The organism is Agromyces sp. NPDC127015 (assembly GCF_042725165.1).
GTDB lineage: Bacteria > Actinomycetota > Actinomycetes > Actinomycetales > Microbacteriaceae > Agromyces > Agromyces chromiiresistens.
Genome location: NZ_JBHXDI010000001.1, coordinates 247,419 through 262,193, shown reverse-complemented (window position 1 = coordinate 262,193; position 14,775 = coordinate 247,419). Strand labels below are relative to the sequence as shown.

Sequence of the window (14,775 nt, the reverse complement as noted above, 5' to 3'; positions counted from 1 at the left end):
GGCCGGTCGTAGGCTGACCGCATGAGCCTCGACCTCGCAGCGATCTACCGCGACCTGCACGCCAACCCCGAACTCTCGTTCCAGGAGCACCGCACCGCCGCCATCGTCGCGGAGACCCTGACCGGGCTCGGCTTCGACGTCGTGACGGGGCTCGGCACCACCGGCGTCGCGGGCGTGCTCGCGAACGGCGCCGGCCCGAAGGTGCTGCTGCGCGCCGACATGGATGCGCTGCCCGTGCTCGAGGACACCGGACTGCCATACGCCAGCACCGCACGCGGGACGGACGCCGACGGCAACGACGTGCCGGTGATGCACGCATGCGGCCACGACGTGCACGTGACGTGCCTGCTCGGTGCGGCCGAACGGATGGCCGCCGAGCGCTCCCGGTGGTCGGGCACGCTCGTCGTCGTCTTCCAGCCCGCCGAAGAGCTCGGCGGCGGCGCCGAGTCGATGGTCGCCGACGGCCTCTTCGACCGCGTGCCCCGGCCCGACATCGTGCTCGGCCAGCACGTCGCCCCGCTGCCCGCGGGATTCGCGGGCGTGCACGCCGGCGTCGCGATGGCGGCGGCCGACGAGCTGACGGTGCGCGTGCACGGCGTCGGCGGCCACGGCTCGCGCCCCGAGGCGACGATCGACCCGGTGCTGCTCGCCGCGGCGATCACCGTGCGGCTGCAGGGGGTCGTCGCCCGCGAGATCGCCGCGACCGATGCCGCCGTCGTCACCGTCGGGCAGTTGCACGCCGGCACGAAGCACAACATCATCCCGTCCGAGGCGATGCTCGGCATCAACGTGCGCAGCTTCGACGAGTCGGTGCGCACGAAGGTGCTCACCGCGATCGAGCGCATCGCGACGGGCGAAGCGGCCGCCTCGGGCGCCCCTCGTGACCCCGACTTCGACTACGGCGCGCGGTTCCCGGCCACCGTCAACGACGCGGATGCCTCGGAGCGCACCGCCGCGGCGCTGCGCCGTGCGCTCGGCGAGGGGCGGGTGTTCGACCCGGGCGTCGTCTCGGGCAGCGAGGACGTCGGCGTCTTCGCGACCGCCGCGGGCGTGCCGCTCGTCTACTGGTTCCTCGGCGGGTTCGACCCGTCGCTGTTCGACCCGGCCGCGCTCGCCGCGGGGCGACTGCCCGAGAACCTGCCCTCGAACCACTCGCCGAAGTTCGCGCCGGTCATCGACCCGACCCTCGAGAGCGGCGTCGCGGCCCTCGTCGCCGCCGCGCGCGAGTGGCTCGGTGCGTCGGTCGGGTAGACCCGCGGTCGTCTCGATGCGCCTGAAGTGAGTCGTCGCGCCTGAAGCGAGTTGCAACCTCGCTCTCGCGCGAGAACCTCCTTCAGCGGGGCAGCGGGCGTGACCGGCCCGGTCGAGGTCAGGCGGGCGCGCCCGTGACCATCCACCGCTCGCCGCGCGCCCGGAGCCCGAGGGTCACCGCGCGCGCCGCCAGGTAGCCGATGGCGAACGCCGCCATGAGCCAGGCGGGCCCCGCGGCACCCGGCGGGGCCACCGACGCGACGCCGAGGGCGAGCGGCACGAACACGGCGAGGTTCACGAGGCCCGTCCAGGCGAGGTAGCGGGCGTCGCCGGCGCCGATGAGCACGCCGTCGAGCACGAAGACGAGGCCGCCGAGCGGTGCCGACAGGCCGAGCACGACGAGCGCCGGCGGCAGCAGGGCGGCCACCTCGGCCGAGCTCGTGAACAGCCCGGGCAGCACCCAGGCGAGCGCGATGAGCAGCGCCCCGATGGCCGCACCCGACCCGATGCCCCACTCGATGCAGCGTCGCAGCACGCGCCGGACGGCCGTAACGTCGCCGGCGCCGAGCCCTCGCCCGACGAGGGCCTGTGCGGCGATCGCGAGCGCGTCGAGCGCGAAACCGAGCGTGAAGTAGATCGTCATCGCGACCTGGAACGCGGCGAGCTCGTTCGACCCGAGCGAGGTCGCCGCCCAGGTGGCGAGCAGCAGCGCGACGCGCAGGCTCGCGGTGCGCACGAACAGCCAGCCGCCCGACTTCGCCCCGCGCAGCACCCCGGCGTGGTGGGGCCACGGGCTCGCCCCCGCCCGGCGCGCGTGCGTCGCGACGACGACGAGGTAGACGACGACCATGCCCCACTGCGCGATCACCGTGCCGACGGCCGAGCCCGCGATGCCCCACCCCGCGACGTAGATGAACACGTAGTTGAGCGCGATGTTGACGGCGAAGCCGATGCCCGCGACCCAGAGCGGGGTCTTCGTGTCCTGCAGGCCGCGCAGGAGTCCGGTCGCCGCGAACACGATCAGCATCGCCGGCAGGCCGCCCATCGAGATCGACAGGTACGTGGATGCCTCGGCCGTGACTTCGCTCGTCGCCCCGAACAGCCCCACGAGCCACGGTGCCGCGAACCACCCGCCGACGGCGAGCACGACGCCGATGCCGAGGGCGAGCCAGAGCCCGTCGATGCCCGACGCGACCGCGCCGCGCAGGTCGCCGGCGCCGAGCCTGCGGGCGACCGCGGGCGTCGTGGCGTAGGCGAGGAACACCATCAGCCCGATGATCGTCTGCAGCACCGCGCTCGCGAGCCCGAGCCCGGCGAGGGGCTCCGCACCGAGGTGGCCGACCATCGCCGTGTCGGCCAGCAGGAACAGCGGTTCGGCGATGAGCGCGCCGAGCGCGGGAATCGCGAGGCGGAGGATGTCGCGGTCGACGGCGCGCCCCGCCGACCGTGCGGCCGCGGAGCTCGCGGCGGGGTCGGTCGGGTCGGTCGACGAGCCCGTGGTGCCGGCGGTGCCCGGTTCGGAGGCGTCGGAGCGATTCATGTGCCCTCGAGCCTACGTCGGGCCGGTGACACGACCGGATGCCGGCCGGGGCGCTCCGGCATCCGGTCGTCTTCGGGAACCGGCGCGGCGCTCGGGCTGCGCGCCGGCCCGGCTCACGCGGCGGTGCGCACGCTCCGCTCCTCGCCCCGCTCGATGCGGTCGACCGCGGCGACGCCGCCGCCGACGAAGGCCGTGACGGCGTCGAGCGTGCGGTCGGCCCCGAGCAGCCTGACGTGACCGGATCCGCTGGACAGCAGCATCCTCGACCGGTCGCCGTGCGCTGCGTGCAGCAGCTCGCTCTGCGCGGCGTCGATCTCGCGGTCTTCACGGTCGTGCAGCAGCAGCAGCTCGACCGACGCCGGCAGCGGTGCGGCGAGCGTGTCGAAACGACGCCACGGGTCGGACGCGTCGGGGAAGACCCGCCGGGTGTAGCGCTCGCGCTGGATCGCGGCGGCCTGCTCGCTGAGACCGACGCCGTGCGCGAAGGCGTCGAACAGGTAGCGGCCCGACGACATCGGCGCGAGCCCGACGACACCGCGCGTCGAGACGCCGTCGCGCACCGCGGTCATCGTCGTGAGCGCGCCGAGCGAATGGCCGATGATCGCCTCGAAGCGGCCGTACTTGAGGTGCAGCCGGTTGATCGCCTCCACCCACGAACGGATGTCGGTGCGCCGGCCCGCCGCGTCGCCGTGCGCCGGTGCGTCGAATGCGACGAGGTGGAAGCCCGCGGCGCGCAGCTCGCGGATGATCGGCGCGAACTGCGAGGCGCGGCCGCGCCAGCCGTGCACCAGCAGCACGGTGCGGGGGCCCGTGCCCCATTCGTAGAGCACGCCGTCGCCGTGCGGCAGCGGCAGCGGGTGCCGCTCGGCGGCGAGGTGCACGGGCTGCTCGCTCGGATGCACGACGCGCGACGGGCGCGTGCGCTCGAACATGGGGCCGGCGATGCCCGCGGCGAGTGCGGGCGAGACGCGGTCGGCGGTGCGCACCGCGCTGAGCGCGGCGTTCGTCATCTGGACGGAGGTCGACAGAGCCATGGATGATCCTTCCGGGAGTGGCTCGCGTAGGGGCGCGCATCGCACACTCTCCTCGCGCGTCGCCGCCGCCGACATGGACCCATGTCGCCATTCGCCGCGGCGGCGGCACCCAGAACGGGGGTCGGGGCCTCGCGACGCCTCGCTCAGTCGGCCGCGCCGTCGAGGTACCGGATCACCGCGAGCACCCGGCGGTGATCGTCGGCCGTGACGGGCAGCCCGAGCGCGTCGTAGATGCCCGAGGTGTGCTGCACGATCGCCTTCTCGGTGAGCACGAGCCGTTGCCCGATCCAGGCGTTGCTCCGACCTTCCGCCATGTAGGCGAGCACCTCGCGCTGGCGGCGCGTGAGTCGCCGCACGTCGCCGCCGCCGCGCCCGGCGCGCGAGATGAGCACCGCGACCACCTCGGGGTCGAGCGCCGTGCCGCCCTCGGCGACGCGGCGGAGGTCGTCGCGGAACGCGCCGACATCGGCGATCCGCTGCTTCAGCAGGTACCCGATCCTGGATGCCTCGCCCCCGAGCAGCTCGAGCGCGTAGCGCCGCTGCACGTACTGCGAGAGCACGACGATCGCGATGTCGGGGCGCTCGTTCCGGATGCGGAGGGCCGCTCGCAGGCCCTCGTCGCTGTGCGACGGCGGCATCCGGATGTCGGTGATCACGAGATCGGGCCCGTGCGCGTCGACGGCGCCGAGCAGCTCGTCGGCATCGCCCGCCGCGGCGACGACCTCGAACCCGCCCTCCTCGAGCAGCAGTCGCAGCCCCTGCCGCAGCAGGGTCTCGTCTTCGGCGATCACGACCCGCACGGCAGCTCCGCCCTGAGGCTCGTGCCACCGCCGGGGACGTTCCGCAGCGACATCCTGCCCCCGACCGCATCGATGCGGTCGGCGAGCCCCGCGAGCCCGCGGCCGCGATGCACGCCCGTCCCGCCGACGCCGTCGTCGGCGATCTCGACGGCGAGCACGTCGCCCTCGCGGGTCAGGCTGACCGACGCGGATGCCGCGCGCGCATGCTTGACCGTGTTGGCGAGTCCCTCGGCGACGACGAAGTACGCGACGTTCAGGACGGTCGGCGACAGCGGCGCGTCGAGTCCCTCGGCGCGCAACGTCGTCGGAATCGGCATCCGGTCGACGAGGTCCTCCGCGGCGAGCACCAGTCCGCGCTCGACGAGCGCCGACGGCATCACCTCGTGCACGAGCCGGCGCAGCTCGTCGGCCGCCTCCTCGATGCCCTGACGCAGGTGCAGCGCACGATCGCGGACGGCCTCGACCTGCGCGTCGTCGTGGATGCGCCCCGCCTCGAGTGCGAGCAGCACGAGCTGCACCTGGAGCCCGTCGTGGAGGTCCTTCGCGATGCGGGCGCGCTCCCGGTCGGCCGCCTCGACGAGGCGCACGCGCGAGTGCCGCAGCGCCGTCTGGCTCGCTCGCAGCTCGGTCGTGAGCCGTTCGCGCGCGATCGCGATCGCGGCGACCCGGCCGACGGCCTGCACGCGCTGCTGGTCGCCCACGAGCCTGGCGTCGTACACGATCGCGCCGACCGGGGCGCCGTCGGACTCGATGACGGCGAAGCCGCGACCGGGATCGTCGGGCGGGTCGACGCCGATGCCCTGCTCGTCGACGAATCCCTCGCGCACCGGCAGCCAGTAGACGAGCTCGACGCTCGGATCGCCGAGCGCGCGCGCGATGGCGGACCGCAGCGGCTCGCGTCCGGACTCGGTGCCGAGCCACGCCGCGAGCTCCTCGAGCTCGGCCGTGCGCTCGAAGCCGCCGACGAGCACCCCGACCGTGAAGGCGACGGCGACGCCGGCGATGAGCGCGAGCTGGACGGCGACGACGGCGGGCACCGGCAGGGCGACGTCGAGGCTCGCGCTCGCCGGGATGAGCACGACCGACGCCATGCCGTAGCCGTAGAGCGGCACCAGCACGCGCCGGCGGCCGGGCGACGTCGCGCGCAGCCGCATGCCGAGCACGACCGCCGTCGCGACGACGACGACGAGCCCGGCCCACCGCTGCACCTCGCCGCCGATCGTCGCGAGCTCCGAGTTCGCCGGGATCGCGGGGGCGAACAGGCCCATGCCCCACACGTAGACCGGGGTCTGCAGCACGAGCGCGACGAAGTAGCCCGCGAGCGCGATCGCGCGGGAGGTCCGGTCGGGCAGTCGGCCGGACGGGAAGGCGAGCAGCAGGTGCACGATGACGGCGACGATGACGGTCGCGAAGACGCTGCCGACCACGATGCCGAACTGGATGCCGGTGTTGAGCAGGCCTCCGGCGAGCAGCGAGATGCCGCCGACCCAGATGAGCAGGCCGGTGCGACTGCTCGGCCGTCGGCGCCACGCGATCGTTCCCGCGACGAACCAGACGAGCGCGACGGCGGGGAACAGGGCGATCACCCAGAACTCGGGCGGGATGGGGAGGAGCAGCGCGAACTCGAGCGCGGCGAACAGCACGCCGAGCACCATCATGAGGGTGAGCGCGGCGCCCAGCGATCGTGCGAGCGGGGGCGCCGACCAGTCCGATGCCATGCCCCTCCGCCCCGCGCCGACCCGGCGCCCAGCCCCATCTTGGCCGAGGCCGTCGGCGAACGGAATGGACCTGGATCGCGTCATCCCCGTCAGGAGGGTCGGGCGAGCGGGGGCGAGCCGACGGCTCAGGCGTCGACGATCTCCTTGCCGAGGGGCGCGAGCGAGACGGGCACGAGCTTGAAGTTCGCGATGCCGAGCGGGATTCCGATGATCGTGATGCAGAGCAGCAGGCCCGTGACGATGTGCTCGAGCGCGAGCCACCAGCCGGCGAGGATGACCCAGATCACGTTGCCGATGAACGACCACGCGCCCGAGGTCGGCTTCTGCACGACCGTGCGGCCGAACGGCCACAGGGCGTACATCGCGATGCGGAACGACGCGATGCCCCACGGGATCGTCACGATCAGGATGCACATCACGACGCCCGCGAGCACGTACGACAGGAACAGCCAGATGCCCGAGAGCACGAGCCAGATGATGTTCAGCAGCGTCTTCATGTCGATCCTCAGCCTATGCGCCGGAAGCCGAGCATAGGCTGTTGCGCATGACCGACGTCGCGCTGCCCTCCGGAATCACGCTTGACGAGCTCGACCCGGGCGTGCGCCCGCAGGACGACCTGTTCCGGCACGTCAACGGCAGGTGGATCGAACGCACCGACATCCCCGCCGACAAGGCGCGCTACGGCTCCTTCTACGTGCTGCACGAGGAGGCCGAGGAGGCCGTGCGCGAGATCATCGAGGAGTCGCAGCAGGCCGAGCCCGGCACCGAGGCCCGCAAGGTGGGCGACCTCTACGCGAGCTTCATGAACGAGGACCGGGCCGAGCTGCTCGGGGTCACGCCGATCGCCGGCCAGCTGCTCGAGGTGTCGCTCGTGAACTCGATCGGCAGTTTCGTCGAGACCCTCGGCCGGCTCGAGCGGCAGGGCGTGTCGGGCTTCGCGCAGCTCTACGTCGACAACGATCCGGGCGACCCCGAGCGCTATCTCGTCTTCGTCGAGCAGGGCGGCATCGGCCTGCCCGACGAGAGCTACTTCCGCGAAGACCGCTTCGAGCCGATCCGCGCGGCCTACCGCGAGCACCTCGAGCGGATGCTGCGGCTCGCGCAGTTCGACGCGGCCGCCGAGCGGGCGGCCCGCGTGTTCGAGCTCGAGACCGAGATCGCGAGGGTGCACTGGAACAACGTCGACTCGCGCGACAGCGAGAAGACCTACAACCTGAAGAGCTGGGCGGATGCCTCGGCGCTGGCGTTCCCCGGCGCCGAGCCCGCGGGTTCGGGGCTGTCGGTCTGGCGCGACGCGATGGGCGTTCCGTCGGGCGCCTTCGACGAGCTCGTCGTGCGGCAGCCGTCGTTCGTGCAGGGCCTCGGCCGGCTGCTGACCGAGGACCGGCTGCCCGCCTGGCGCGACTGGCTGGCCTGGCAGGTCGTGCGCTCGAGCGCGGCCTACCTCTCGAGCGACCTCGTCGAGGCCAACTTCGACTTCTACGGCCGCACGCTCACCGGCACGCCGCAGATGCGCGAGCGGTGGAAGCGCGGGGTCTCGCTCGTCGAGGGCGCCATGGGCGAGGCGGTCGGCCGCATCTACGTCGAACGGCACTTCCCGCCCGCGGCGAAGGAGGCGATGGACGAGCTCGTCTCGAACCTCGTCGCGGCCTACCGCGAGTCGATCGAGGGCCTCGACTGGATGGGGAAGGCCACCAAGAAGAAGGCGCTCGACAAGCTCGCGAAGTTCACGCCGAAGATCGGCTACCCCGTGAAGTGGCGCGACTACTCGACCCTCGAGATCACCGACGACCTCGTCGGGAACGTGCGCGCGACGGCCGAGTTCGAGTTCAAGCGCGAGCTCGGCAAGGTCGGCGGGCCGATCGACCGCGACGAATGGTTCATGACCCCGCAGACGATCAACGCGTACTACAACCCCGGCTTCAACGAGATCGTGTTCCCTGCGGCGATCCTGCAGTTCCCGTTCTTCGACGCCGGCCGCGACGCCGCGGCGAACTACGGCGCGATCGGCGCGGTGATCGGACACGAGATCGGGCACGGCTTCGACGACCAGGGGTCGAAGTACGACGGCGACGGGCGCCTCACCGACTGGTGGACGGCCGACGACCGCGCCGCCTTCGAGGAGCGCACGAAGGCGCTCATCGAGCAGTACGACGCGCTCGTTCCCGCCCAGCTCGCCGACGGCGCGCCCGGGTCCGAGGGTGCCGCGGGCGAGGCATCCACCGAGGGCGGGGCCGAGGCGAACGAGGCGCCGCACGTGAACGGCGCGCTCACGATCGGCGAGAACATCGGCGACCTCGGCGGGCTCGCGATCGCGTGGAAGGCGTACGTGCTCTCGCAGGGCGGCGACGTCGACGGGGCTCCCGAGATCGACGGGTACTCGGCGGTGCAGCGGTTCTTCCTGTCGTGGGCGCAGGCCTGGCAGATGAAGGGCCGCGACGAGGAGGTGGTGCGCCTGCTCGCGATCGATCCCCACTCGCCGAACGAGTTCCGGTGCAACCAGATCGTCCGCAACATCGATGAGTTCTACACTGGCTTCGGAGTGACTGAAGAGGACGCCCTCTGGCTCGACCCTGCCGAGCGGGTGACCATCTGGTAGTCGCAGATCCGAAGTCCGAGTATCCGAACATCTCGAGCGCGCCGCGGCCTGCGGTGGGGGAGCGCCGACCGTCCGAGGAAGAGCGTGCAAGCACCGTGGTGACGTCGTCGCAGGGATCCGAGCGACGCGCACGCCATGCCGATCTGCGCAAGGGCAAGCACCGCACCGAGGAGCCGGGCGAGAACTTCGCCCGCGGGTTCGCCGCGCTCGGCGAGCTCGCGCTCGCCGGGGTGCAGGTCTCGGCCCGCGCGACCGACCTCGCGACCGGCAAGGTGCTGTTCTCGGTCGACGACCACGTCGTGATGCCGACCGCCTCGATCGGCAAGGTGCTGCTGCTCGTCGAGATCGCCTCGCGCCTCGTCGGGGCGAGCACCGAGACGTTCACCGTGCTCGACCGCGCTCCCCGCGATGCGGCCGGCGACTCGGGCATCTGGCAGCACCTGCAGTCGCCGTCGCTGCCGATCGCCGACCTCGCCGCGCTCGTCGGCGCGACGAGCGACAACCTCGCGACGAACGTGCTCATCCGCCACATCGGCCTCGAGGCGGTGCGCGCGCGCACCGAGACGCTCGGCCTCACGCGAACCGCGCTGCTCGACCTCGTGCGCGACCACCGCGGGCCCGACGACGCCCCGCAGCTCTCGATCGGCTCGGCGAAGGAGCTCACCTGGCTCTTCGCCTCGCTCGCCCGCGGCGAGATCGTCTCGCCCGAGGTGTCGCAGCGCGTCGTCGGCTGGCTCTCGCTCAACGCCGATCTCTCGATGGTCGCCTCGGCGTTCGGGCTCGACCCGCTCTCGCATCGCACGCCCGACCACGGCGTGCTGCTCATGAACAAGACCGGCACCGACGGGGGAGTGCGCAGCGAGGTCGGCGTCCTGCGGGGGCCGCGCGCGAGCGTCGCCTACGCCGTCTCGATGTACTACGCCGACACGATGCTCTCGTCGCGCCTCGCGGTGCTCGACGGCATGCGCCAGGTCGGCATGGACCTGCTCGAGTTCGTGCACTGAGGTGCTCGCCCGAATGCTGATCCGCACGTACCGCGTGGACGACCGCGCGGCCGTCGACCGGCTTCTCGCCGAGGCGTTCTCGGGGCCGCAGCCCGACGGTTCGCCGGCGGCGTCGCCGCCGATCGAGGTCGTGCTCAACACGGCGCTCGTCACCTCGGTGGAGTTCCTGCCGCACCTCGCCCTCGTCGCCGAGATCGACGGGGCGGTCGCCGGCTACTGCATCACGACGAGGGGGTGGGTCGGCGACGGGTCCGCGCTCGGGCTCGGCCCCATCGGGGTCGATCCCTCAGTGCAGCGGCGCGGCATCGGCTCGGCGCTCGTGCGCGAGACGTTGCGGCTCGCCGCGGAGCACGGCGAACGAGTCGTGGCGCTGCTCGGCGACCCGGCGTACTACGGCCGGCTCGGCTTCGTGCCGAGCGTCGACCTCGGCATCACGCCGCCCGAGCCGGCCTGGGGCGCGTACTTCCAGGCGATCCGGCTCGGCGCGACCGAGGCGGACGCCCCGGTCGGCGCGTTCCGCTACGCGGCCCCGTTCGACGAGCTCTGACCCGCTCCCGGCTGCTCCGCGGGTTGGTCGGCGGCGTCGGCCGTGGCGTCGGCGTCGGCGAGCTGCCGGATGCCGGTGACCACCGCGTCGACCGTCTCGGTCGCGCCGAGCACCCGGAAGTGGCCGGCGACCGGCACCTGCACGTTGGTCGCCCCGTCGAGCGCGCTTCCCTTCGGCACGTGCGGGTCGAACGGCCCGAACACCGAGACGATCCGCGAGTTCACCGAGACGCCGTCGGCGAGCTCGACGATGATCGGCGCATCGGGATCGAACTCGCGCAGGGCCCGGTCGAACATGAATCGCGAGTAGATCGAACCGCCGAACGGCGTCGCGATCGCGACCATGCCGAGCAGGCCGAGCGACGGCGCGTCGTCGTCGAGCAGCATGCGCTTCGCGACGAGCCCGCCCTTCGAGTGGGCGACGAGCACCTGGCCGGCCGCCGGGATCGACACCCGGGCGAGCGCGCGCGAGACGCGGGCGGCGGTCTCGGGGATGTCGAGCAGGTTCGCCCCGAGGCCGTGCACGACGCGCACGCGGTGGCCGCGGGCGTTGAGCGCGTCGCCGAGGAGTCGCAGGAACGACCAGTGCTCGTACACGCCCGGCAGCAGCACGATCGTCGGGAGCGCGGTGTCGCCGCGCGACCATTTCGCGGGCGGCTTCCAGGCACCGAGCACTGCGAGCTGGCGCCATCCCGCGTAGAGGTAGTCGAGCGCCCACCAGCGGATGATCTTCGCCAGGGGCGGCCGCCGGCGGGCGGGCACGACGACGGCGCCGTCAGCGGGCCCGACGACCCGGCCGACCGCCTCGCCCCTCGCGTGGGCGGCGATCAGGTTCGCGACCCGCGCTCCCGCCGTGATCATCGTCTCGTGTCCACGGCCCGGCACCTCGGCGTACCGGCCGTCGCCGACGAGCGATGCGACCCGCTCGGCCCACTCGCGCGGCACGAGGCGATCGCGTTCGCCTCGGATCACGAGGGTGCGGGCCGCGACGTTCGGCAGCGTGAGCTCCACGCGGTGCTCGATGACCGGCGGCAGGCTCTCGAGGTACCAGGAGACCCCCGCCTTCGCGTACGAGACGACGCCGAGCCCGAGCACCTTCGGGTGGGTGAGCGAGAGGTCCTGCAGGAGCCGCAGGGCCTGCTTGCCGGCCGAGCGTTCGCGAGGGTTCACCGTCGGCGCGATGAGCACGATGCGCTCGAACAGCTCGGGATGCCACGCCGCCGCCTCGGCGACGGCCTGGGCCCCCGCGCTGTGGCCGACGAGCACCGGGTCGGCGATGCCCTCCGCCCGCACGAGATCGGCGAGGAGGTCGCCGGCCCCGCGCATCGTGAGCGGCTCGTCGGGCTGGGGCGCGTCGCCGAAGCCCGGGAGGTCGAGTGCGTAGACCGTGCCGCTGCGCCCGAGCTCCGCCGCGACATCCGACCAGTACTCGTGGGCCATGCCGATGCCGTGCACGAGCACGTAGCCCGGGCCGTCGTCGCGACCGCTGCGCGTGATGCGCGTGACGCGGCCTCCGCTGCGGAATACGCGAGTCGACGCCATGCCCCGCAGTCTATGGGGACGGGCGGGGTCCGGACACGGCGCCCCGGCGCTCACTCGGCGGCCGGGACCGTGCTCAGTCGATCAGGCCGGTCGCAGCGAGCCGGGCGAGCACCTCGCGCCCGGCGGGCGGGCAGCGGTCGGCGTCGGCCGTGGTCACCCAGTGCAGGCTGCCGACCTCGGCGGAGGGCGCCGGCGAGGCATCCGTGTCGGTCTGGAAGACCCGCATGCGCACGAGCCGGCCGTCGGGCTCGCCGTGCGCCTGGGTGACGACCTCGAACAACTCGTCGAGGGAGGCAGGGTCGAGTTCGAGCGCGACCTCTTCGAACGCCTCGCGCGCGGCCGCTTCGGCGGCCGTCTCGCCCGCATCGATCTTGCCGCCGGGCATGTAGTAGACCTCGCGATCACGGGCGGTGACCATGAGCACCCGACGGTCGCGCACGAGCGCGATCGCGGAGACGAGGAGGTCGGGCAGCTGGGGCATCCGTTCAAGCCTAGAGTGCCGTCGCCCGTAGGATGGTGGCACCGCCGGGCTGTCCGCCCGAGATCTCCACCCCCGACCATTGGAGCCACCGTGGCCGCACCCAGCCGTCTCGAATCCGTCATCGCCCTCGCCCAGCACCGGGGGTTCGTCTTCCAGGCCGGCGAGATCTACGGCGGTTCGCGTTCGGCGTGGGACTACGGCCCCCTCGGCGTCGAGCTGAAGGAGAACATCAAGCGGCAGTGGTGGCGCTACATGGTCACCCGCCGCGACGACGTCGTCGGCCTCGACTCGAGCGTCATCCTGCCGAAGCAGGTCTGGGTGGCCTCGGGCCACGTGGGCGTCTTCACCGACCCGCTCGTCGAGTGCCTGCACTGCCACAAGCGCTTCCGCGAGGACCACCTGCTCGAGGCGTATGAGGAGAAGAAGGGCCGCGCCCCCGAGAACGGCATGGGCGACATCGCCTGCCCGAACTGCGGCACCCGCGGCGAGTGGACCCCGCCCCGCGACTTCAACATGATGCTGCAGACCTACCTCGGCCCGGTGCAAGACGAGTCGGGCCTGCACTACCTGCGCCCCGAGACCGCGCAGGGCATCTTCACGAACTTCGCCAACGTGCTGCAGGCGGCGCGCATGAAGCCGCCGTTCGGCATCGGGCAGATCGGCAAGTCGTTCCGCAACGAGATCACGCCCGGCAACTTCATCTTCCGCACTCGCGAGTTCGAGCAGATGGAGCTCGAGTTCTTCGTCGAGCCCGGCACCGACGACGAGTGGTTCCAGTACTGGCTCGACTACCGCTGGAACTGGTACGTCGACCTCGGCGTCGACCCCGAGAACCTGCGCCTCTTCGAGCACCCGAAGGAGAAGCTCAGCCACTACTCGAAGCGCACCGTCGACATCGAGTACCGCTTCGGCTTCACCGGCGGCGAGTGGGGCGAGCTCGAGGGCGTCGCGAACCGCACCGACTTCGACCTCTCGACGCACTCCGAGCACTCGGGCAAGGAGCTCAGCTACTTCGACCAGTCGAAGAACGAGCGCTGGATCCCCTACGTGATCGAGCCCGCAGCGGGCCTCACCCGCTCGCTCATGGCGTTCCTCGTCGACGCGTACCACGTCGAGGAGGTGCCGAACGCGAAGGGCGGCACCGACACCCGCACCGTGCTGAAGCTCGACCCGCGCCTCGCGCCCGTCAAGGCCGCCGTGCTGCCGCTCAGCCGCAACGAGAAGCTCTCGCCGCTCGCGCGCGAGGTCGCCGCGTCGCTGCGCCAGTACTGGAACGTCGACTTCGACGATGCCGGCGCGATCGGCCGCCGCTACCGCCGCCAGGACGAGATCGGCACCCCGTTCTGCATCACGGTCGACTTCGACTCGCTCGACGACGACGCCGTGACGGTGCGAGACCGCGACACGATGGAGCAGCAGCGCGTGCCGCTCGCCGAGCTCGAGGGCTTCCTCGCGGCGCGGCTCATCGGGGCGTAGGGCGTTCGTGCCCGCCTCGGCCGAGCCCGTCGACGGCACGACCGCGACCGCGGCGACCGGCGCGGCCGCGGCGACCGGCGCAGCCGCGGCGACCGGCGCAGCGTTCCCGTTCGACATCGCGTCGATCGAGGGTGCCCCGCTGCGGACCGACCGCATGACGCTGCGCCCGATCTCGCCCGATGACAGCGACGACGTCTGGGAGTACCAGCGCCTGCCCGAGGTGCTGCGCTACATCCCGTGGCCGCCGCGCAGCCGCGAGGACGCGCACGTGCACACGCTGAAGCGCGCCGGCATGCGGGTGCTCGCCGCCGACGGCGACGCGACCCACTTCGCGATGGTGCTGCACGGCGAGCCGTCCGTCGGCGTGCCGGTCGCGGGCGGCGCCGGCGCCGAGGCATCCGCCCCTCGCGACCGCGTGGTGGGCGACGTGATGCTGCGGGTCGGCAGCATCGAGAGCGCGCAGGTCGAGATCGGCTGGGTGCTGCATCCTGCGTTCCAGGGTCGCGGGCTCGCGCGCGAGGCCGCCGCCGAGGTGCTGCGCTTCACCTTCGAGGTCATCGGTGCGCACCGCGTGTTCGCCCACCTCGATGCGCGCAACACCGCCTCGGCCGCGCTGTGCCGCCGGCTCGGCATGCGCCTCGAGGGCACGATGCTCGAGGAGATCCTCGAGGACGACGGCTGGCAGGACAGCGAGCTCTACGCGATCCTGCGGCGTGAATGGATGCCTCGGGGCTGAACCCGCGCCGTCGCTCGGCGCTATGGAGGAACTTCTGCGCGACACGCC

Annotated in this window: 13 protein-coding genes; 6 read left to right on the top strand and 7 right to left on the bottom strand. The window is 72.6% G+C overall.

Annotation, left to right across the window (positions count from 1 at the left end):
• Nucleotides 1-21 precede the first annotated feature (21 nt).
• A complete protein-coding gene (locus ACFWGP_RS01120; protein WP_376929946.1) occupies nucleotides 22-1,251 on the top strand; it encodes an amidohydrolase in 1,230 nt (409 codons plus the stop codon).
• A 118-nt stretch (nucleotides 1,252-1,369) separates the two neighbouring features.
• Here the strand turns inward: ACFWGP_RS01120 and ACFWGP_RS01115 are convergent, their stop codons facing one another.
• The 5 genes from ACFWGP_RS01115 to ACFWGP_RS01095 all read right to left on the bottom strand — a co-directional run bounded on the left by ACFWGP_RS01115 (nucleotide 1,370) and on the right by ACFWGP_RS01095 (nucleotide 6,840).
• Nucleotides 1,370-2,791 (bottom strand): MATE family efflux transporter, encoded by a 1,422-nt coding sequence (locus ACFWGP_RS01115; protein ID WP_376929945.1) that lies wholly within the window; start codon nucleotides 2,789-2,791, stop codon nucleotides 1,370-1,372.
• A 113-nt stretch (nucleotides 2,792-2,904) separates the two neighbouring features.
• Nucleotides 2,905-3,825, bottom strand: coding sequence for an alpha/beta hydrolase (locus ACFWGP_RS01110; RefSeq protein WP_275505969.1), 921 nt, complete (start codon nucleotides 3,823-3,825; stop codon nucleotides 2,905-2,907).
• Nucleotides 3,826-3,968: 143 nt separating this feature from the next.
• Nucleotides 3,969-4,625, bottom strand: coding sequence for a response regulator transcription factor (locus ACFWGP_RS01105; protein ID WP_275505970.1), 657 nt, complete (start codon nucleotides 4,623-4,625; stop codon nucleotides 3,969-3,971).
• Nucleotides 4,613-6,343: a sensor histidine kinase gene (locus ACFWGP_RS01100; protein ID WP_231429129.1), complete on the bottom strand. Its 1,731-nt coding sequence runs from the start codon at nucleotides 6,341-6,343 to the stop codon at nucleotides 4,613-4,615. The genes ACFWGP_RS01105 and ACFWGP_RS01100 overlap by 13 nt, the downstream gene beginning before the upstream one ends.
• Nucleotides 6,344-6,468: 125 nt before the next feature.
• Nucleotides 6,469-6,840: a YccF domain-containing protein gene (locus ACFWGP_RS01095; protein WP_231429128.1), complete on the bottom strand. Its 372-nt coding sequence runs from the start codon at nucleotides 6,838-6,840 to the stop codon at nucleotides 6,469-6,471.
• A gap of 47 nt (nucleotides 6,841-6,887) precedes the next feature.
• Between ACFWGP_RS01095 and ACFWGP_RS01090 the strand changes: the two genes are divergently transcribed.
• From ACFWGP_RS01090 to ACFWGP_RS01080, 3 genes are all read left to right on the top strand, one after another.
• On the top strand, nucleotides 6,888-8,942 hold the full coding sequence (locus tag ACFWGP_RS01090) for a M13 family metallopeptidase (RefSeq protein WP_376929944.1): 2,055 nt from the start codon (nucleotides 6,888-6,890) through the stop codon (nucleotides 8,940-8,942).
• Between the two features lie 95 nt (nucleotides 8,943-9,037).
• Nucleotides 9,038-9,946: a serine hydrolase gene (locus ACFWGP_RS01085; protein WP_275505972.1), complete on the top strand. Its 909-nt coding sequence runs from the start codon at nucleotides 9,038-9,040 to the stop codon at nucleotides 9,944-9,946.
• A gap of 13 nt (nucleotides 9,947-9,959) precedes the next feature.
• Nucleotides 9,960-10,493 carry a GNAT family N-acetyltransferase gene (locus ACFWGP_RS01080; RefSeq protein WP_376929943.1) on the top strand — a complete coding sequence of 178 codons (534 nt, stop codon included), beginning with the start codon at nucleotides 9,960-9,962 and terminating at the stop codon, nucleotides 10,491-10,493.
• On the opposite strand, the gene ACFWGP_RS01075 is transcribed toward ACFWGP_RS01080, so the two are convergent.
• Complete coding sequence (locus ACFWGP_RS01075; RefSeq protein ID WP_376929942.1) at nucleotides 10,466-12,034, bottom strand: alpha/beta fold hydrolase; 1,569 nt, start codon at nucleotides 12,032-12,034, stop codon at nucleotides 10,466-10,468. The two genes, ACFWGP_RS01080 and ACFWGP_RS01075, sit on opposite strands and share 28 nt — an antisense overlap.
• 73 nt (nucleotides 12,035-12,107) lie before the next feature.
• Nucleotides 12,108-12,515 (bottom strand): NUDIX domain-containing protein, encoded by a 408-nt coding sequence (locus ACFWGP_RS01070; RefSeq protein ID WP_231429122.1) that lies wholly within the window; start codon nucleotides 12,513-12,515, stop codon nucleotides 12,108-12,110.
• Nucleotides 12,516-12,605: 90 nt separating this feature from the next.
• Between ACFWGP_RS01070 and ACFWGP_RS01065 the strand changes: the two genes are divergently transcribed.
• On the top strand, nucleotides 12,606-13,991 hold the full coding sequence (locus ACFWGP_RS01065) for a glycine--tRNA ligase (protein WP_231429121.1): 1,386 nt from the start codon (nucleotides 12,606-12,608) through the stop codon (nucleotides 13,989-13,991).
• 7 nt (nucleotides 13,992-13,998) lie between these two features.
• Complete coding sequence (locus tag ACFWGP_RS01060) at nucleotides 13,999-14,727, top strand: GNAT family N-acetyltransferase (protein WP_376929941.1); 729 nt, start codon at nucleotides 13,999-14,001, stop codon at nucleotides 14,725-14,727.
• The last annotated feature ends 48 nt before the right edge of the window (nucleotides 14,728-14,775 follow it).